Origin of the sequence: Streptomyces sp. A3M-1-3, from assembly GCF_024213665.1 — a bacterium.
Classification (GTDB): Bacteria; Actinomycetota; Actinomycetes; order Streptomycetales; family Streptomycetaceae; genus Streptomyces.
Genome location: NZ_JANAVP010000017.1, coordinates 63,837 through 82,946, shown reverse-complemented (window position 1 = coordinate 82,946; position 19,110 = coordinate 63,837). Strand labels below are relative to the sequence as shown.

The 19,110-nt window shown below is 69.0% G+C and carries 14 protein-coding genes and 1 tRNA gene; 5 read left to right on the top strand and 10 right to left on the bottom strand.

The window, feature by feature from the left end:
- The first annotated feature begins 121 nt into the window (after nucleotides 1–121).
- Nucleotides 122–4,366: an FG-GAP-like repeat-containing protein gene (locus tag NLX86_RS20520; RefSeq protein WP_254373196.1), complete on the top strand. Its 4,245-nt coding sequence runs from the start codon at nucleotides 122–124 to the stop codon at nucleotides 4,364–4,366.
- 375 nt (nucleotides 4,367–4,741) lie between these two features.
- Here the strand turns inward: NLX86_RS20520 and NLX86_RS20515 are convergent, their stop codons facing one another.
- Entirely contained in the window at nucleotides 4,742–5,236 is a 495-nt protein-coding gene (locus tag NLX86_RS20515; RefSeq protein WP_254373195.1) for a hypothetical protein, read from the bottom strand.
- A 663-nt stretch (nucleotides 5,237–5,899) separates the two neighbouring features.
- Here NLX86_RS20515 and NLX86_RS20510 point away from each other — a divergent pair.
- Nucleotides 5,900–6,343: a hypothetical protein gene (locus NLX86_RS20510; protein ID WP_254373194.1), complete on the top strand. Its 444-nt coding sequence runs from the start codon at nucleotides 5,900–5,902 to the stop codon at nucleotides 6,341–6,343.
- Between the two features lie 232 nt (nucleotides 6,344–6,575).
- Here NLX86_RS20510 and NLX86_RS20505 read toward each other — a convergent pair whose 3' ends face one another.
- Nucleotides 6,576–6,893, bottom strand: a complete 318-nt coding sequence (locus tag NLX86_RS20505) for a helix-turn-helix domain-containing protein (protein ID WP_254373193.1) — start codon at nucleotides 6,891–6,893, stop codon at nucleotides 6,576–6,578.
- Between the two features lie 93 nt (nucleotides 6,894–6,986).
- On the opposite strand from NLX86_RS20505, the gene NLX86_RS20500 reads away from it, so the two are divergent.
- Nucleotides 6,987–7,898, top strand: a complete 912-nt coding sequence (locus NLX86_RS20500) for a hypothetical protein (RefSeq protein ID WP_254373192.1) — start codon at nucleotides 6,987–6,989, stop codon at nucleotides 7,896–7,898.
- Entirely contained in the window at nucleotides 7,895–9,658 is a 1,764-nt protein-coding gene (locus NLX86_RS20495) for a hypothetical protein (protein ID WP_254373191.1), read from the top strand. The genes NLX86_RS20500 and NLX86_RS20495 overlap by 4 nt, the downstream gene beginning before the upstream one ends.
- 258 nt (nucleotides 9,659–9,916) lie before the next feature.
- On the opposite strand, the gene NLX86_RS20490 is transcribed toward NLX86_RS20495, so the two are convergent.
- The 7 genes from NLX86_RS20490 to galU form a co-directional block, all read right to left on the bottom strand.
- A tRNA-Ala gene (locus NLX86_RS20490) sits at nucleotides 9,917–9,990 on the bottom strand.
- Between the two features lie 68 nt (nucleotides 9,991–10,058).
- Nucleotides 10,059–11,180 carry a gephyrin-like molybdotransferase receptor GlpR gene (glpR, locus tag NLX86_RS20485; RefSeq protein WP_254373190.1) on the bottom strand — a complete coding sequence of 374 codons (1,122 nt, stop codon included), beginning with the start codon at nucleotides 11,178–11,180 and terminating at the stop codon, nucleotides 10,059–10,061.
- 162 nt (nucleotides 11,181–11,342) lie between these two features.
- Complete coding sequence (locus tag NLX86_RS20480) at nucleotides 11,343–11,969, bottom strand: GNAT family N-acetyltransferase (protein WP_254373258.1); 627 nt, start codon at nucleotides 11,967–11,969, stop codon at nucleotides 11,343–11,345.
- On the bottom strand, nucleotides 11,966–12,574 hold the full coding sequence (locus NLX86_RS20475) for a molybdenum cofactor biosynthesis protein B (RefSeq protein WP_254373189.1): 609 nt from the start codon (nucleotides 12,572–12,574) through the stop codon (nucleotides 11,966–11,968). The genes NLX86_RS20480 and NLX86_RS20475 overlap by 4 nt, the downstream gene beginning before the upstream one ends.
- Nucleotides 12,571–13,083, bottom strand: coding sequence for a cyclic pyranopterin monophosphate synthase MoaC (gene moaC, locus NLX86_RS20470; RefSeq protein ID WP_254373188.1), 513 nt, complete (start codon nucleotides 13,081–13,083; stop codon nucleotides 12,571–12,573). Before moaC ends, NLX86_RS20475 begins: the two co-directional genes overlap by 4 nt.
- Nucleotides 13,084–13,151: 68 nt before the next feature.
- Nucleotides 13,152–14,465: a gephyrin-like molybdotransferase Glp gene (glp, locus tag NLX86_RS20465; protein WP_254373257.1), complete on the bottom strand. Its 1,314-nt coding sequence runs from the start codon at nucleotides 14,463–14,465 to the stop codon at nucleotides 13,152–13,154.
- A 108-nt stretch (nucleotides 14,466–14,573) separates the two neighbouring features.
- A complete protein-coding gene (gene galU / locus NLX86_RS20460; RefSeq protein WP_254373187.1) occupies nucleotides 14,574–15,476 on the bottom strand; it encodes a UTP--glucose-1-phosphate uridylyltransferase GalU in 903 nt (300 codons plus the stop codon).
- Nucleotides 15,477–15,560: 84 nt separating this feature from the next.
- Here galU and NLX86_RS20455 point away from each other — a divergent pair, with 84 nt between their 5' ends.
- Nucleotides 15,561–16,166, top strand: coding sequence for a 5-formyltetrahydrofolate cyclo-ligase (locus NLX86_RS20455; protein ID WP_254373186.1), 606 nt, complete (start codon nucleotides 15,561–15,563; stop codon nucleotides 16,164–16,166).
- A 19-nt stretch (nucleotides 16,167–16,185) separates the two neighbouring features.
- Here the strand turns inward: NLX86_RS20455 and NLX86_RS20450 are convergent, their stop codons facing one another.
- The gene (locus tag NLX86_RS20450; protein WP_254373185.1) at nucleotides 16,186–18,999 is read right to left on the bottom strand and encodes a penicillin acylase family protein; all 2,814 of its coding nucleotides are present in this window, start codon (nucleotides 18,997–18,999) and stop codon (nucleotides 16,186–16,188) included.
- Nucleotides 19,000–19,110 lie beyond the last annotated feature (111 nt).

The window sequence follows — 19,110 nt, the reverse complement described above, 5'->3', positions numbered from 1 at the left end:
TTCGTTTAGGAGACCTTGGGTGAGACGGGTCATATCTGTGGCGCTTGCGGGTGGTGTCATTACGTCCGGGCTGGCGGCTCTCCCGGCTTCGGCCGCTTCGGTCGGCGCGACGGCAGTCGCGTTGTCTGATCCGGTGGCGGAGGGTTCGAAGAGCGGGGAGGAGTACGCGCTGGAGCAGGCAGCGGCGACCGGTCAGCCCTACGAGTTGGCTTCGGCGCGTACGGAGTCCACGGACACTTGGGCCCAGCCGGACGGGACTTGGTCGGTCAAGCGGTACGGCACGCCGGTCCGGATGCTGCGGAACGGGGCGTGGATCCCGACCGATACCACTTTGGCGTTCGGGTCCGATGGCAAGGTGGTGCCGAAGGCGTCCACGGTGGCGGTGACGTTCTCCGGCGGCGGGGCGGGGCCGTTGCTGTCGGGGGTGAAGGACGGCCGGACTCTGTCGCTGACGTGGCCCAAGGCACTGCCTGTGCCTACCCTGAGTGGGAACGTGGCGACCTATGCCGAGGTGCTGCCGGGTGTGGATCTGCAGCTGAAGGCGGAGGTTGAGGGCTTCTCGCAGCTGCTGGTGGTCAAGTCCGCCCAGGCTGCGCAGAATCCCGAACTGGCCTCGTTGAAGTACAAACTGGACACTGTCGGGCTTTCGGTGTCCACTGATGCGGAGACTGGCAGTGTCACCGCCACGAATCCGGCCGGGCAGACGGTGTTCACCAGCCCGTCGCCTCTGATGTGGGACTCCACCACCGTCACTTCTGGTACCCCGGCAGCCGCCCAGATGGGCGCGATGAGTGCCACGGCTGTGGAGGGGGAGGTGCCCGGTGATGCGTTCGATCCCGCGCCGGGTGCGCAGGACGCGCAGATGCCCACCACGGTGACCGGGGACACCCTGGAGATCAAGCCGGACCAGGCACTGCTGACCGGCGCGGACACCAAGTACCCGGTGTTCATAGACCCGTCGTGGGCCTGGGGTGAGAAGCAGAACTGGACCCGGGTCTACAAGCAGTACCCGGACACGTCCTTCTGGAACACCAAGGACCCCATCCGGGTCGGCTACGAGGCTGAGACGGGCGGCTCGGACCGGATCTCCCGGTCCTTCGTCCAGCTCGACACCAGTGACATCAAGGGCGCCCAGGTCAAGTCCTCCACGTTCCGGATCCGCAACACCTGGTCGTGGTCCTGCCAGGACAGACCCGTTCAGTTGTGGCACACCGGTCCGATCTCGAAGAAGACCACGTGGAACAAGCAGCCGGCCCAGATCGGCGGGCAGCCGCTGGACACCGTCAACGACGCCAAGGGCTGGAGCAAGGACTGCGCGGCCGGCAACCTCGAGTTCGACGCCACCGCCAAGATCCGCGAGGCCGCCGACAAGAAGTGGTCCAGCATCACCCTGGGCATGTACGCCGCCGACGAGTCCGACACGTTCGGCTGGAAGAAGTTCGACGCCAAGACGGCGGTCCTGGAGACGAAGTACAACAACCCGCCCAAGGTCCCCGCCAGCCTGGGTACCAACCCGAAGACCGACTGCAAGACCGGCGGGGCGATCGGCAACACCAAGGTCAGCCTCTACGCGAAGATCGACGACAAGGACGCAGGCAACCTCACCGCCGAGTTCCAGCTCTTCAAGGCCAGCGCAACCGCCCCCACCGTCAGCAAGTCGATCCCGGCCGCCAAGGGCAAGATCGCCACCTTCGCCGTCCCCGACGGCGACTTGCCCACCGGTGACTGGACGTGGAAGGTCCGCGCCAAGGACCAGGACAACGCGTACTCCGCCTGGTCCGCGACCTGCAAGTTCACCATCGACCGCACCAGGCCCAGCAAGCCGCCCGTGATCACCTCGGAAGGCAACAAGTTCCCGCCTGGTGACAACGGCTGGCCAAGTGCAACCGGCAAGGCCCGCGAAGATGGCAAGTTCACCTTCGCACCCAACGGCGTCACCGACGTGGACCACTACAGCTGGTGGACCGACTACGACCCCGATGTGCACGATGCGGCGCCCGGCGTCCCGGCCACGGTGAAGCCCCCGGGCTACGGCCCCCACTTCGTCTACGCCTACAGCGTCGACGAGGTCGGCAACCGCTCCGACATCGCCACCTACCTCTACTACGCCGGCCGCTCCCAGGACCGTGACGGGCCGACCGACCTCAACGGCGACAACAACAGCGACATCTGGAGCATCGACTCCAACGGCACCCTGCTGACCTACGCCGGCCAGGGCAACGGCGACTTCGCCGCCGCCACCAACGGCGGCAAGTCCTTCACCAGCGGCAGCGTCGACTCCCGCGGCGACTGGGGCCAGGACGGTTACAACGACCTGATCACCCTCGAGTACGACGAGATCGACAAGAAGAAGAAGATCTGGACCTACCCGAACAACGGCCGCGGGGTCATCAGCGACAATTACACGCAGCTGACGGTCTCCTGCCCGGTCCCGGACCCCGAACTCGGCTGCATGGGCGACGAAGCCTGGACCGGTGACGACCACTGGCACAACGCTGAGCAGATCGTCGCGGCCGGCGACCTCAACGGCGACACCCAGCCCGATGTGCTGGTCAAGCAGGGCAAGTTCCTGTGGGCCTACTACGGCAACCGCGCCGGATACACCCTCGACACCATCCGCGAACCCGTCCTGGTGGGCGGGGGGGACTGGGACAAGTTCAGCGTCGTAGCCCCTGGCGACCTCAACGGCGACAGCGTGCCTGATCTGTGGCTGCGGGACACCGACGGAACCATCTGGCGCTCGTACGGCAAGAAGGGCCCCAACGGCTACCTCGACCCCACCACCTGGGGCAACAGCGCCGGTCGGGTGAAGATCGGCACCGGATTCAGCGGCGCCACTTACCCGGCCATCGGGTCCGTCGGCGACGTAACCGGGGACGGCAAGCCCGACCTTTGGGCTCGCAAGACCGACAACACCATGCTCGGATGGCCCGGAAAGACCCCGGGAGCCGACAACATCTCGTTCGGCGCCTCTTTCGTCATCGACGGCATCACCGGTGGCTCCCGAATCCCCGCCGGTATCACCCTGACCGGCGGTCAGTCCGTCACCTCCCGCTCGGCCAAGCTCACGATGCAGGACGATGGCGATCTCGTGATCACCTCCAACAACGCCAAGGCTCTGTGGTCCACGAAGACTGCAGGAAATTCGGGCGCCAAGGCCGTCATGGGGAGCAACGGCCGCCTCACGGTCTACAAGGCCGACGGCTCCACCGTGCTATGGGAATCCGAGACGACCGCGGCGGAGGGATACGCCCTCCTCCAGGACCGCGGCAACCTCGTGATCTACAACGCTAAGGGGCAGTCCCAGTGGAGCAGCGGCACAGCCGTCCGGCAGGACTACAACATTGACGGACGCAGTGATGTGGCCGGCTGGTACAACTACCCTGATGAGCACGACGCGGTCCACACATTCCTGACGAACTCCACCGGAACGTTCAACGCACCATTCACCGCATGGAGCAGGGACGTCGCGGGCTGGGACCCAGCCCGGATGAAGACGACCACCGGCGACTACAACGGCGACGGGCACGGAGACGTGGCGGTCGCCTATCAGTACACCGACGGCGTCAAGCTCTGGACCTGGCTCGGCAAGACCGGCGGCTCGTTCAACGAGCCGTTCTCCTCCTGGTCGGGAACCTGGACTCTGGACCGGATGACCCTGCACAGCGGCGACTTCAACGGCGACGGCCGCGACGACCTCGCGGTCTGGTACCGCTACGGCGACGGCAACAAGCTGTGGACCTTCACCGCCGACGTACGGGGAGGCTTCAACGCCCCGTTCAACTCATGGAGCACAACCGGCTGGAACGTGGCGAACTGCAAGTTCGTCACCGGTGACTTCGACGCCAACGGCCGGGACGACCTCGGCGTGCTCTACAACTACGGCAGCAGCGTGAAACTGTGGACCTTCCTGACCTCCCCCACCGGATCCTTCACGGGCCCGGTCGCCTCCTGGACCAGCACCAGCTGGGGAGACTGGTCCCGTACCGACATGCACGCCGGCGACTTCAACGGCGACCGGCGTGACGACGTGGCCACCTGGTACGACTACACAGACGGCAGCGACGGCATCCATACCTTCATCAGCCTCAGCACCGACACCGACGGAAAGTTCGCATCACCGAAGGCCGCCTGGAACGCCGGCCCCGACCGCTTCACCGCCTCCCGGATGCAGCTCACGGCCGGCGACTACAACGGCGACGGCCGCGACGACCTCGCCACCATGTACGGCTACAACGACGGCAGCATCAAACTGTTCACCTGGACGATCAAGACCGACGGCACCTTCAACGAGCCCGCCGCCGGATGGCTGTCCCCTGCGGGCAGCTGGGCAGACCGCTCACGCCTGATCACCCGCTACAACTGACACACCTTCACCACACAGCACACCTGGTGCTCGCCCCGGCAGACCCTGCCAGGGCGAGCACCTTTCGACTGAAGAACGCGGGAACGCGGAGGCGGCAGGACCGCGGAGGGATGGATGTGATCTTGCGAGGCCCCCCGTGTCATGCGCCCGTCACTGCGAGGGGCGCAGGGGCGCGCCCCTCCGTCCCACTCGGAGATAAAAAGCCCCATGCCGGGAGATGTCACGTCGCGCTGCCCTGGGAATGCTTTATCGGCGCATGAGCCCCTCGCGAACAGCCACCAGCGTCGGGCCGACCCCTATCAGGGGGTCGCGAGGCCGACTCAGGCGCTCGGTGGGTGTGCTGGCCGGATGCGATGCATGATGGACGCCCGGTGATCAGGCGTCATCCGATCCTGGGGTGCCTGCGATGGCGAACCAACCTGTCGGATTCTCGATAACCAAGCGCTCGGCCACCAGTCGCTTGAGCCTTGAGCGGCTGGTCTCCGTCCTGGAGGAGGGCTCGCCGATCTCCGCGGTAATGTCGTTCACCCTCATCGGCCGACCTGCGCTCTCCAGCAGGGTCAGCATTTGCTTTCTGGCCGTCTCCAGGTCGAGCGGACCGGAGGGTGGCTCCTGCCGCTTCGGGTCACCGGCAGCGCGATCGGCCCTCGCGACTTCGTCAGACGTTGCAAGGGAGGGTAGGTGGTCCTTCGAAGCGGAAGCGTCCGCGTCGTGATCTGCGCCATACGGTGCAAGCGACCGCAGGGTGTCACGGGTGATGGTCAGACGGGCAAGTCGCTCCTCAGCAGCGGCGATCTTCTCGCGGAGAGTTTCCAACTCACCACGGATGGTGGCCTCTTCTTCGTCAAGTCGATCGAACAGTGACGTCATCGCCCGCCTCTGACCCTCGTTCCTGAGATTCGGGGACGGACGCTCAGGTGTGCCAGTCCCTTCATGCCTCACCGTAGGGCACCCGCGAGAAGATCGCAGGCGTTCCTTCTCACCTCAGGAGCGATAACTCCCCTTCGTCCATGGTGAACCCGCTCGCCTGAGGCGAAGTGACTCCTGTAGGCCCTGGCTGCCCTTGGGGGATTCTGAGCTGTCACCGATCCCCTGGTGCCAGCTGATTCAGGGCCTAAGCCGCGCCACTGACCACGGTTGGTGCCCCCACCTCTGGGCACCGGCGACCAGACCTCGACGGGGAGGTCAGTATCCGGTCGTTGCAGGTCAGGCACCTCTTCACTCTCACTCGTGCGAAGCAGCTTTTGCTTGCTTCTATGACACCGCCGTGGGCTCCTGGCTCAGGCGGCAACCGTGCGGGGGAGGCTTCAGGTAGCGACTACCCCCTCTTTCTGGCGATGTTCAGGAATCCCTCCCGATCCTCCCCAGAAGCCCTCTACAGTGGGCACGCAACGCGCGTGCGCACCCTCAACCTCGCATGCCACAGCAGCAGTTCGGAGTAGCAGCCCAACGCTGTCTCGATGCAGCGCACTTGTTGGAGGCACAGTGGCGCCAGACACACTCTTCCAACGCCTGGACCGGGAGGAGGGTGCCATGCAGGAACAGATCCTTCAGGCCCGAATACGAGCTGATGTGCTTGAGGGGCGTCTGGAGGCTCTGGCAATCACGCGTCGCACGGTTGCCGAACTCCTTGACGCCGAATCCGCTACTGACGGTTCAGGCGATTCTGATCAAGAATCGCTCCTGGCCGGGGAGTCGCCCGAGCTGCCGGCACGAACGCCGGCGAAGAAGGCCGGTCCCCGTGTGGGGCCACGACAGGCCCGGCCTTTGGGGCCGGTGAGCCGGAAGATCGTCATTCTCCTCGTCAGCGCGGATCGTCCGCTTCGCGCCCGGGAAGTGACGATCGCCTTGGGCCGCAAGAACCCTTCGCGTACTCAGGTGCAAGGTATCCGGCGGGCGTGCAACAAGCTCGTGGCAAGCGGCCACCTGCTCGTGCTCAACACCGGTGAGTACGCCGGGCCCGCGGGAGCCGCCTAGCGAGGGCGACGGAGAGCAGTGATCCCGCTCGACGCCGGAAGGATCAGCCGAGTCGAGCGGGACGAAGAAGAAGTGGTGCCGCCGAGGGATCAGTCCCGACGGCACCTGCACACGTCGGTCCTGCAAGGGGCTTCAGCATGCGCTCACGAGGGTAGCCGAGCAGTCGGCCGTCCATGGCGTGCTGAGCCGAATTCGTCCTGCCCGCGTACGGCAACCGCGGGTTATCGGAGGTTCAGCAATGCCGCGATCCCGGTCCGGGAACTCCCGGGTACAAGCCGACCCCGAGCGCGTCCTCCAGACGGCTCAACGTGGCCACGTCCGGCCAACTCGATCCGGCGAGGAGGTTGGCCACGGCCTGACGGTTGACGCCACTGTGGGCGGCGACCGCGCGCAGGCCCAGCCCTTCCCGGGTCATTTGCCTGGTCAGAGCCTGGGCGATGGCCTGCACCACCCGGGCCTGGGCGTGGTCGGGGATCGTCGCCTCGGGCCAGTTCTCAGGATCCCGGGCCAGCTGCCGCGGCGGCACACTGCGGCCTCGTCCTCCGGTCATGCGCATGCGCTCCTGACGGTCGAAGTGCACACTCACGAAACAAGTGGCCACTTGTGTAGCCATTTCTCGTGGTGTGTTCCTTTGGAGACGGAAATGAGCGGCGCGATCCTCGGCTACCGGCCGTCGGAAGAGCCGTCGGAGTGGCCGCTGGTCGCCGACGGTGTCCGCATGGTGGCGGCCGCGACCTGCGATTCCGTCCCGTACCCGGTGCCGAAGCTCATGCTCGCGCTGTCCGGACTGGCCGTGTACGCCGAGCGCGTCGGTATCGCCCGCGACCCGCTGGCCTGGCTGGCACCGGAGGTCATGACGCGCTATCTGCTCGCACGCACGAAGCTCGAAGGCAGTTCCATCCAGACGTACCGGAGCATCCTTCTGCGTGTCCGCGAGGCTCTGCTGTGGCTGGAGTACGGGCAGCAGCCGACCCCCCGTATGAGGGCCAAGCGGAACCGGGCCGCCCCTTACACTCCGCCGGAACTCGCGCGCTACCTGATGTGGGCCCGCACACTGCCTTCTACGTCCGCCCTCGGCGGCAGCGCCCTGGCTCTGCTGGCCCTGGGCGCCGGCTGCGGGCTGGCCCGCCGCGAGGTGCTGGCGACCCGCGGCACCGACATCACCGTGCTTCCGTCCGAGGCGGTCGTCGTCGCCGTGCCGGGCAGCGACCGACTCGTAGTCTGCCGGGCGATGTGGGAAGAAGACCTCGCCGCGAGAGCACGCGCCGCCGGCGACGGGTACCTGTTCCTTCCCCAACGCCAGGTCGCCGATCCGAAGAACGGGGTCTCCAACTGGGCGCAGAGGACGCTGAAGGGGGCTTCCGGGCTCCCCGAACTGAAGCTGGCCCGGCTGCGCAGCACCTGGATTGTTGAGTTGCTGCGCCAGCGGGTCCCTGAAGATGTCATCGCCGCTGCGGCGGGCATGACGTCGACCGCCGCCCTGGCCCCCTACCGGGCATCGGTCCCCCCGCTCACGAGTGCGGCCACCACCCGCATGCTGCGCGGCTCGGCATGAGGACTCCCGCCGACGATCCTCGCTACCAGCCCGGCAACGGGCGCCCCCGCCGCCCCTACCCGCGTTCACACGAGCCGTCCGCGCTGCCCGACAGCAAGATCCTGAAACTTCGCCGCATCCTGCAGCACAGCGGCGTCGTGGACATGGTGGAAGCCGAGTTCGCCGGACTTCCAGGCCCTGCCGGTTACCCCATCCGCCTGGTACTGCTCGCTCTGGCCTGCGCAAGCTACGAGCGGAGCAGCAACAATCTCGACGACGCGTTCGAGGTCATCACCTTCGGCAGCAGCGAACGGCTGCGGGCTGAACTGTCCATCCCTACTTGCGACATTGAGGACCAGAACGCAGTCAACGCACTGTACAACCGCTTCCACCGCGCCTGGACCCGCATGAACCGTCTGCTGGACGCGGCGCCTCACCAGCGCCGCAGCCGGCTTCCCCGAGCGGCGGGCCTGAAGGTGGCCGCTCAGTGGAACGGCGAGCGCGGGCAGTCGGCCCTGCGCCGCGTGGAAGAGCTTGCCAACCGGCTGGTTACCGCCCCGGTCCGCACCGCGTTCGCCAAAGGTCTGATGCGCCACTGGCGGGGCGACACGGCGATCGACACCACCTGCGTGCCTACATGGGCCCGCCCCCACACGCGCAAGCGTTCCGCCCTGGAGGCGAGCGCCAACTGGCATTACAAGGGCGGCGGCGACCGGGAGTTCGGCTACAGCGCCACCCTCGCCATCGCCGCACACGCCGACCCGGACCGGGCCGGCCGCTACCCACAGCTGATCCTCGGCATGGTGCTGCACACCCCCGAGAAAGACATGGGCCGCCACGCACACTACATCAGCGCTGTTCTGGCCCAGCTCACCGAACTCCGCGGCTTCACAGCCGCCGACCGTGCCTACACCAAGCTCCTGCCCGACAACTTCCACCGGCCGATGCGCGCCCTCGGCTACATGCCCGTACTCGACTTCACTGAGCCCCAGGTCACCGCCGCTACAGCTGAAGGCCATCACCAGGGCGCGATCACCAAGGTGGGCCGACTGTTCTGCCCGCTCACCCCACGCCCCCTGCTCGACCTCTACCAGCAGATCCGCAGCGCCAAGAACGAGCGTGAACGGATCCCCCTTCGCGAACAGTTGGAGGAGATCGAGGCGTACGCCCTCACCCGCAAGGACACCCTCGACCATCGCGGCACCGAGCGGTACGCCTGCCCCAGCACCAAGCTCAACTGCCCCTGGGCTCAGGAACGGGAAGGCGGGGGTACCCCAAAGAAGAAGGGCCCCGTGCCGGTCGTCATCGACCTCGACGCCCACCGGGCACGCGCCGCGCATCCCGCTGCCCGGCCCACCGTCGAGCCCCCCGACCTCCACCGCGATAAGCGCCCCAAGTGCTGCCGCCAGTCGTCCGTCACCGTGCAAGCGCACGTAATGCCCCGCACCCGACAGGAACTGCCCTGGCAGACACCCTCCTGGGCTCTGGCCTACCAGACGCTCCGTGCCCACATCGAGGGCGGCAACGGACGTCTGAAGTCCGTCGACTCCGCCCTGCACTCGCGAGAGAGGCGTCAGCCCCGCGGCCGCGTCGCCCAGACGCTTCTGTCCGCCATCACCGTCATGATCCACAACGTCATGGAGCTCGAGCAGTACCTGGCCGCCAGCAAGAAGAGCCCCATTACCGGCCTCGTCCCCCAGCCTGGCGATGTCCTCCCGCCCTATCCCGCAGCCGAGGAGACAGCCCTGCCCCGTCCCCGAAGCCTGAGCCGAAGCCCCTGAGCCGGCACGCACCCCGTAATTGAAGATCGACACGTCGCGAGACCGCAGGAGTCTGCCTCCATGCCTGCGGTCCCCGCGGCATGTCCGCATCTCCACCCCCGGTCGGTTCCGACGGGGGCCGCCCCGCTTCCCGGCGGCCCGGCAGGCTGACTTTCACACAAGCAGAGGCCGAAACGACGAGATCCCGTTCAGACGGTGACCGTCTGAACGGGATCTCGTGAACAGTTCGCGGGCTAACCCGCGAACGTCCCTTTTCGGTGGACCTGTGGGGATTTGAACCCCAGACCCCCTCGATGCGAACGAGGTGCGCTACCAGACTGCGCCACAGGCCCTTGCAACGAGTGAAACCTTAGCACCCCCGTCGGGGTGCTTGGAAATCCGTTCCTCCGCAGGTCACGTCTCACTCGTTGGCGGCGCGCGGCCGGCCTTCCTCCTCGTACTGGTCGAAGAGCGGGGTGCGGCCGCGCTCGCGGCTGCGGCGTGCGGAAGCCGAAGCGGACGCGGAAGTCGAGGGCGTGCGCTGCCGCGGGGCCGGGTCGGGTGCCGGGGGCGCCGTGCGGTCCTGCGTCGGCTCGGCGGTGCTGGAGCGGGCGGAGCTCCAGGCGTCCGGGGCGCCGAGGTCCACACTGCCGGTCGCGCGCGGCGCCACCGGGGCGGTGACGTACGTGGGCAGGGGGACCGGGACCGGCTCCCAGCTCTCGCCCTGGGCCGGACCGCGCTCGCGCTGCTGGTCGACCCACTCCGCGTGGTCGGTCTGCTCGACCAGGGCCCGGCGGCCGGCCTCCTGCGGCGAGACGACAGGGACCGGGTCGGGCTCCGTTCGCGCCTCCGGCACCTCGGCCTGCTCTGCCGCCGGCGGCTGCCTGCGGCGCGGCCGGGTCTCGCGCAGCCGCTGCGCGGCCGCCTCGGCCCGGCGCCGGTCCATGGTGAAGGCGAACCGCCGGCGCTCCTGGGCGCGCAGATGCATGATGTACGCGCTCAGCAGGGCGGCGGGTACGCCCGGCGCCCAGAGGAAGCGGAGTCCGCCGACCGCCGCGACGACGGCGCCGAGCGAGAAGGCGAGGAAGAGCACCACGGTGGTGCGCCGCCGGCGCGCGAGGACCTTGAGGCGCTTGGCGCGCCGGGCACGCTCGGCGGCGTCGCCCGAGGGGCGCGCGGGTCTGGCGGGCGCGGACGGCTCAGGCCGCTCGGGCCGTTCCGTGTGCTCCGTGTGCTCGGTGTGTTCGGTGTGTTCGGTCCTTGTCGGGGGCACGGCGAAAGCCCGGACGTCGACGGAACTCGGAGGGTCCGTCACGGCATCCGGGTCGGTGCGGGGTTCCGCCTCCTCGTCGCTGCGCTCCTGCAGATCCTTGGCGTAACGGCGCTCCATGGCCGCCCGTCCCGACAGCAGCCGGATGGCGGTGGAGAAGCGTTCCGTCGGACGGGCCTCGTTCAGCTCGTCCTGCCTCCGGAGCCACATCGGCACCAGGTAGGCGGCCCAGGCCCCGACAATGACTGCGTAGATGAGGCCGCTGCTGCTCACCCTCACACCGTAGAGGGGTACGAGCGAGGCCATCGGCCAATTGGCCCGGTGTGTCGCACGATCTGGCTGATATCACGGACTTTTTTTGTGATTGTTCGGATCAACTGGCTGCGTTGGTGAGCGTTTTTACGTTCGGATGGCGGCCAATTTCGAACACATATTTCATTTCCTCGATGTCCCGGGCCGGGCCTGGTGCCAGCGGCGGAGCAGGCCCTCGGGGACCTCTTCGGCCGTGAGGGCGAACACCAGATGGTCGCGCCATGCGCCGTCGATGTGGAGGTAACCCGGGCGCAGGCCCTCCTCGCGGAATCCGAGTTTCTCCACGACCCGGCGGCTGGGGCCGTTCTCGGGGCGAATGCAGACCTCGATGCGGTGCAGTCCGACCGCACGGAAACAGTGGTCGACCGCGAGGGCGACCGCCGTGGGCATCACTCCGCGGCCCGCGACCTCCCGGTCGACCCAGTAGCCGACATGCCCCGCGCACATCGAGCCCCAGGTGATCCCGGCGACGGTCAACTGCCCGACGAGGCGGCCCTCGTACTCGATCACGAACGGCAGCATCCGGCCGGCGTTGGCCTCCGCGCGCAGATGGCGGACCATCTGCCGGTACGTGGGCCGCTGGGCCACCGGGCCGGCCGGCGCAGGCGGCGGAATGGTGGCCTCCCAGGGGCGCAGCCAGTCGCGGTTGCGCCGGTTGACCTCGCGCCAGGCCCGCTGGTCGCGCAGCTTTATCGGGCGGAGGACGACATCGCCGTCCCCCAGCACGACGGGCCAGGAAGGAGCGTTCAGCTCGGGCCCCCCGCTGGTCGGGGGTGGTCGCCGCCCCGCATCTGGTCGACGGCGTGGAGGAGGAGCCGGCCCAGGACCGCGAGTCCGTCGCGGACTCCGCCGGTGGAGCCCGGCAGGTTGACGATCAGCGTCCGGCCGGCGACACCGGCCAGTCCCCGCGAGAGGGCGGCGGTGGGGACCTTGGCCAGGTTCTCGGCCCGGATCGCCTCGGGGATGCCGGGGATCTCGTAGTCGAGAACGCGGCGGGTCGCGTCGGGGGTCCGGTCGGTCGGCGAGATGCCCGTACCGCCGGTGGTGAGGATGACGTCGTAGGCGGCGGCGACCCCGGCGCGCAGCGCCTGCTCGACCGGATCGCCGTCCGGCACGACCTGCGGGCCGTCGACCGAGAAGCCCAGGGCGCGCAGGCCCTCGGCGAGGACCGGGCCGCCCTGGTCGGCGTAGACGCCTGCGGCGGCGCGGTTCGAGGCGGTGACGACCAGCGCCCGCCGCGGCGCCGCCACCGGGGCGGCGGGCACGCTCGGCTCGGGTGCCGGGGCGGGGGCGGCGGCTGCCGCGGGTCCGTGGCTGTGGCTGTGCACCTCTCCGGCGCGCGGCGCGGCGCTCATGACCGACTCCAGTCGCCGGACTTGCCGCCCGTCTTCTCCTCGACCCGTACGTCCGTAATGACCGCGCCCTTGTCGACCGCCTTCACCATGTCGATCACCGTGAGCGCGGCGACCGAGACGGCGGTCAGCGCCTCCATCTCGACACCCGTCCGGTCGGTGGTCTTCACCGTGGCGAGGATCTCGACCGCGTCGTCGGCGACCGTGAGGTCGAGCTTGACGCCGGAGACCGCGAGCGGGTGGCAGAGCGGGATCAGGTCGGGGGTGCGCTTGGCGCCCATGATGCCGGCGATACGTGCGGTCGCGAGGGCGTCGCCCTTCGGCACACCCTCGCCGCGCAGCAGCTCGATCACCCGTGGAGAGACCAGCACGCGGCCGCTGGCGCAGGCGGTCCGCGTGGTGACGTCCTTCTCCGACACATCGACCATGCGGGCCGCGCCCGCGGCGTCGATGTGCGTCAGTCTGTCTTGCTCAGTGGATCCGGGGGTCTCCCCCCGGGAAATCGCAGTCACTGTGGCGCTCCCGGTCCGGGCCTCGCAGGGCCTGTGTGAGCAGCCACGCTACCCGCACCGGGAGGGCTTCAGCCGAGCAGGACCACGTCGAGCTCGGTACCGGGCTCGGCCGAGGTGGTGTCCTCCGGGAGGACGATCAGCGAATCGGCGTGCGCGAGGGCCGCGATCAGATGGGAGCCGGAACCCCCCACAGGAGTGACGGTGCCCGCCTCGGCGTCGTACGTGCCGCGCAGGAACTGGCGGCGGCCGGCCGGCGAGGACAGTGCCTTGTCGGCGCTGAGGGCGGCCCGCACGGTCGGGCGCCGGACGTCCCGCAGGCCCATCAGCGTGCGGATCGCCGGCCGTACGAACAGCTCGAAGGAGACGTACGACGAGACAGGGTTGCCCGGCAGCGCGAGCAGCGGGGTGTGGTCCGGGCCGATCGCCCCGAAGCCCTGCGGCTTGCCCGGCTGCATGGCCAGCTTGCGGAAGTCGACGCCGCTGCCCGGCTCGTCCGCGTCGCCGACGGAGGACAGGGCCTCCTTGACGACGTCGTACGCGCCGACGCTGACGCCGCCCGTGGTGACGATGAGGTCGGCCCGGATCAGCTGGTCCTCGATGGTCGCGCGCAGCGTCTCGGCGTCGTCGCCGACGGCGCCGACCCGGTACGCGATGGCGCCGGCGTCCCGCGCGGCCGCGGTGAGCGCGAAGCTGTTGGAGTCGTAGATCCGGCCCTCGGCCAGCTCCTCGCCGGGCTGGACCAGCTCGCTCCCGGTCGACATGACGACCACGCGGGGCCGCGGCCGGACCCGGACCGTGCCGCGGCCGATGGCGGCGAGCAGGGCGATCTGGGGCGGGCCCAGCACCGTGCCCGCCTCCAGCGCAAGGTCGCCTGCCTGGACGTCACTGCCGCGCGCGCGGACATGCGCCCGCGCCTCGGCGGCGCGGTGCACCCGCACCTCGCCGCTCGCACCCTCGGGAGCGGTACTGGCCGCGCGCATCGCGGTCGCCGCACCCCCGCCCGTACCGCCGTCGGTCCACTCGACCGGGACGACGGCCTCGGCGCCGGGCGGCAGCGGGGCGCCGGTCATGATGCGGGCGGCCTCGCCGGGGCCCACCTCGGGCAGCTCGCCGCTGCCCGCCGCGACGTCACCGACGACGATGAGCACCGCGGGGAACTCCTCGCTCGCGCCCGCGACATCGGCCGTACGGACCGCGTAGCCGTCCATCGAGCTGTTGTCGAAGGGCGGCAGGGCGACGGGCACGGTGACGTCCTCGACCAGGACACAGCCCTGGGCGTCGAGGAGTTGCAGCTCGATGGGTTCGAGCGGACGGACAGCGCCGAGGATGTCGCCCAGGTGCTCGTCCACCGACCAGAGCCGCGGCCTGCCCCTGTCCGACAGCCCCGTGTCCGACAGCCCGGTGCCCGACGGCCCCCTGTCCGACGGACCGGTGCCCGACGGCCCCTTGTCCGACGGACCGGTGCCCGATGGTGCGGTGCTGCTCAAGTGCTACATCTCCTCGGTGACATAACTGCGAAGCCAGGTCCGGAATTCGGGTCCCAGGTCTTCACGTTCGCACGCGAGTCTGACAATGGCCCGCAGATAGTCCCCGCGGTCACCGGTGTCATAGCGGCGGCCCTTGAAGACCACGCCGTGCACCGGCCCGCCCACGGTCTCGTCGACGGCGAGCTTCTGCAGGGCGTCGGTGAGCTGGATCTCGCCGCCCCGGCCCGGCTCGGTCTGCCGCAGTATCCCGAAGACGGCCGGGTCGAGGACGTAACGGCCGATGATGGCGTAGTTGCTGGGCGCCTCGGCCGCGTCCGGCTTCTCGACCAGGCCGGTGATCTTGACGACGTCCCCGTGCTGGGTGGGTTCGACGGCGGCGCAGCCGTACAGGTGGATCTGCGCCGGGTCGACCTCCATCAGGGCGATGACGCTGCCGCCGTGCTGCTCCTGGATCTCCACCATGCGGGCCAGCAGCGGATCGCGCGGGTCGATCAGGTCGTCGCCGAGGAGTACGGCGAAGGGCTCCTGGCCGACGTGCGGAGCGGCGCACAGGACGGCGTGGCCGAGGCCCTTGGGGTCGCCCTGGCGGACGTAGTGCATGGTCGCCAGGTCGCTGGACTCCTGCACCTTGGCCAGCCGCTCGGCGTCGCCCTTGCGGGTCAGTGCCGATTCCAGCTCGTAGTTGCGGTCGAAGTGGTCCTCCAGCGGGCGCTTGTTGCGGCCCGTGATCATGAGGACGTCGGAGAGACCGGCCGAGGCCGCCTCCTCCACCACATACTGGATCGCCGGCTTGTCGACGACGGGCAGCATTTCCTTCGGAGTGGCCTTCGTGGCCGGAAGGAACCGTGTTCCAAGACCAGCTGCGGGAATGACAGCCTTGCTGATCTTGTGGTGCGACTGAGTCATGGACAGAACCTTATCCGCTGCGTATGGGCGGAAGGTGATGCTCCGGTTAATACGCGGTCATATAGAAGGGTTTACGAGTCGAACATGCACGACGACCGATCAGGCAAGACGGACATCCGACGCGAACTCCGCACAGCCAGGGGCCGGTTGTCCAAGGAAGACGCCGAGAACGCCGCCGCGGTTCTCGCCCGCCGGGCCCTGGAGCTGCCGGAACTCACGGAGGCGGACACCGTGGCAGCGTATGTCTCCGTAGGGAGCGAACCCGGCACCCGCGCGCTGCTCGACGCGCTGCGCGCGCGGGGCGTGCGCGTCCTGCTGCCGGTCCTGATGGCCGACAACGACCTCGACTGGGGCGCGTACGAGGGCGCGGAGCAGCTCGTACGCGCCAATCGCCCCGGCAGGATCAGCCTGCTGGAGCCGGCGGGCGCCAGACTCGGCCCGGACGCCGTCCTCTCGGCCGGTGCGGTGCTGCTGCCCGGCCTGGCGGTCGACTCCCGCGGGATGCGCCTGGGCCGCGGCGGCGGCTCGTACGACCGCGTGCTCGCCCGGCTCGCACGGGCGGGCGCGCACCCCGCGCTGGTGGTGCTGCTGTACGACAACGAGGTGGTCGCGCGAGTCCCGGAGGAGCCGCACGACCATCCCGTACACGCGGTGGTGACACCCGGAGGGGTCACGCGCTTCAACACCTGACCCGACAAACCCGGCACCTTTACGGCGTGAGCACCATGGCGTCGGCTGTCGTCCTGTCGACCGCCTCCTCGGTGAACGCCCAGTCGAGCAGTTCACCCTTGGCCCACTTGTCGGTCTGGTCGGTGTAGTGCGTGCTGTAGGCGTGCCCGGAGGCGCCGCTGAGGTTGATCCAGCGGGACTTGTCGAGGTCACCCAGGTTGACGACCATCCGCATCGACGGGACCCAGATGACCCCGTACCCGTCCGCCGCGTTCCAGCCGGTGGCGTCGACCGCGGCCTCGCCGCCGCCCAGGTTCCACGGGCCGCGGTTGAGGAGCCACTGCATAAAGCCGGGCCCCTCGGTGCCGAGCGTCTGGTTCTTCAGGGTCAGCTGGTGCAGCCGGCCCCAGCTCCAGCTGTCGACGTCCTTGCCGAGTTTGGCGGTCAGCTCCCAGCGGGCGTCCTTCATGGCGCGGGCGAAGAGCTCGTCACGGGTCTTGGTCGCCGGGTCCAGGCGGGTCTTGGGCGCCTGCCACCAGGCGCTCTCCTCGTCCTTGATCAGCTTCCGTACGACCTCGAACCAGCGGTCGCCGCCGTCCGGCTGGGCCGTGTCGCCGTCGCGCTCGCCGCACTCGCGGACCGGCTTCGCGAGATCGTCCACCGGACCGGTGGAGTCCGCGGGCCGGACGTTCAGGCACTCGCCCTCGACCCGCAGCTCCTTGGGCAGCTTGTTGCCGAAGGCGAGTTTGAGGATGTTGCGCCAGACCGCGTTGAAGTACGCGGCAGCCGCCGAGTCCGGCTCCTGGGTGTAGTCCCAGCCGTCGAGCAGCTGCTGCGCCTCGCGGACGTTCGGGTCCGAGACGTCGATCTCCGCCAGGATGGGCTTCAGCAGCACGGCGATCTCGCTGTGGTTGTCCATCTGCATCTTCTGCATGTCCTCGGTCGAGATCTTCCCCCCGTCCTGCGTCTTCGTCCCGATGAGGTCGTTGAGCCGCTGGCTGCGGGCGCCGTAGCCCCAGTCCGTGGTGAGCGCGTAGGGGTACGCGCCCTCGCCCGGCTCGGCGACCGCCTGGTTTGCGGTGACGATGTAGCCGCGCTCGGGGTTCAGGTCCCAGGGCAGCTCGTCCTGCGGAATGTACGCGCCCTCGCCGCTCTTCCAGGAGTACGCGGGGTCCCAGCCGGGGGCGGGCATCCGGCCGTCACCCTTGCCGCGGACCGGGATGCGGCCGGGCGCCTGGTAGCCGATGTTGCCCTCGGCGCCCTTGCTGTCGGCGTAGATCAGGTTCTGCGAGGGGACCTCGAAGTTGCGGGCGGCCTTGCGGAAGCCCGCGAAGTCCCTTGCCCGGTTGAGCTCGAAGACGGCGTCCATGGTCCTGCCCGGGTCGAGGGCGGTCCAGCGGAGCGCGATCGCGTAGCCGTTGCCGCGGTCGGGAGCGGACGCGGCGACCGGGGCATTCTCGCCGACCTTGGCCAGCTCGTCGCTCCGGTCGGAGACGATCGGGCCGTTGTTTGTGGTGCGTACGGTGATCTTCCTGCTGGCGCCGCCCGCGACCTTGATGACCTCTTCGCGGGTCGTGAAGGGCCGGGTCTTCTTGTCGTACAGGTAGCCCTCGGGGGTGACCTGCTCCAGGTAGAGGTCGGTCACGTCGGCGCCGAGGTTGGTCATGCCCCAGGCGATGTCCTGGTTGTGGCCGATTATCACGCCCGGCATGCCGGAGAAGGTGTAGCCGGCGACGTCGTACTGGCAGGAGGGCGAGACCTTACGGCAGTGCAGGCCCATCTGGTACCAGAGCGAAGGCAGCTGGGGCGCCAGGTGCGGGTCGTTGGCGAGCAGCGGCTTGCCGGTGGTCGTGTACTTGCCGGAGACGACCCAGGAGTTGGAGCCGATGCCGTTGCCGTTCGGGCCGAGCAGCGCGGGGATCTCGTCGAGGGTGTCGGAGAGGGCCGAGAGCTGCGTCTGCAGACCCTGCGCGGCGCCCTGGGCACTGCCCTGTCCGGTGTCGCCGCCGGTGTCGCCGGACGTGTCGCCGGACGTGTCGCCGCCGGTGCTGCCGTCCGCGGACCCGGAGGTGCCCGTCGACCCGCCCTTCGGTTCGTACGTCCCGGTGGCGGTGTCGACCTGGCCGCCCTCGACGACCGGCTTGTTCCGGCCGAACGGGTACGGCGGGTAGAGCTCGTCGATCTGCGCCTGGGAAAGCCTGCTGGTCATCAGCGAGCGGTCGATCTCGTCCTGCATGTTGCCGCGCAGGTCCCAGGCCATCGCCTTGAGCCAGGCCACCGAGTCGACCGGCGTCCACTTCTCGGGCTTGTAGTCGTTGCTCAGGCCGAGAGCCGCGTGCTCGACGGACAGCTCCTTGCCCTCGCGGTCCCCGAGGTACGCGTTGACCCCGTCGGCGTACGCCTGGAGGTACTTCTTGGTCTCCGGCGTGAGCTTGGTGTCGTACTCCGTCTGCGCCACCCGGCGCCAGCCGAGGGTGCGCAGGAACGCGTCCGTCTCGACCTGGCCGCTGCCGAACATCTCCGACAGACGCCCGGCGGTCATGTGCCGGCGGACGTCCATCTCCCAGAACCGGTCCTGAGCCTGGACGAAGCCCTGCGCCCGGAACAGGTCGGCGTCGGAGTTCGCGTAGATCTGCGGGATGCCGTAGTCGTCGCGCTTGACGTCGACGGGACCGGAGAGGCCCTTGAGCCGCACCGTCCCCGTGGTCTGCGGGAACGAGGCACGGACGCTGTCGACGCTCCAGTACGCGCCGTACCCGACACCTGCGACGAGCGCCAACACCAGGATGATCAAGATCAGGCGGGCACGTCGCCCCTTCTTCTTGCCGGAAGAGGCGGTTTCGTTGGCGGGCATCGCTGTCCTTCGAGGGGCAGGGTGGTCCTGGGAGTGCTGGGAGCAACCATAGGCGCAGCGCTCACCCGGTCCGGACGCGGTATCAGTAACGCAGTCGAACTGCTGTCGCAC

Coding starts and splice junctions, on each gene's coding strand:
- NLX86_RS20505 (WP_254373193.1), bottom strand. CDS start 6,893: ATGACCGGAGGACGAGGCCGCAGTGTGCCGCCGCGGCAGCTGGCCCGG.
- NLX86_RS20495 (WP_254373191.1), top strand. CDS start 7,895: ATGAGGACTCCCGCCGACGATCCTCGCTACCAGCCCGGCAACGGGCGC.
- NLX86_RS20455 (WP_254373186.1), top strand. CDS start 15,561: ATGCACGACGACCGATCAGGCAAGACGGACATCCGACGCGAACTCCGC.
- galU (WP_254373187.1), bottom strand. CDS start 15,476: ATGACTCAGTCGCACCACAAGATCAGCAAGGCTGTCATTCCCGCAGCT.
- NLX86_RS20500 (WP_254373192.1), top strand. CDS start 6,987: ATGAGCGGCGCGATCCTCGGCTACCGGCCGTCGGAAGAGCCGTCGGAG.
- NLX86_RS20510 (WP_254373194.1), top strand. CDS start 5,900: ATGCAGGAACAGATCCTTCAGGCCCGAATACGAGCTGATGTGCTTGAG.
- NLX86_RS20475 (WP_254373189.1), bottom strand. CDS start 12,574: ATGAGCGCCGCGCCGCGCGCCGGAGAGGTGCACAGCCACAGCCACGGA.
- NLX86_RS20450 (WP_254373185.1), bottom strand. CDS start 18,999: ATGCCCGCCAACGAAACCGCCTCTTCCGGCAAGAAGAAGGGGCGACGT.
- NLX86_RS20515 (WP_254373195.1), bottom strand. CDS start 5,236: ATGACGTCACTGTTCGATCGACTTGACGAAGAAGAGGCCACCATCCGT.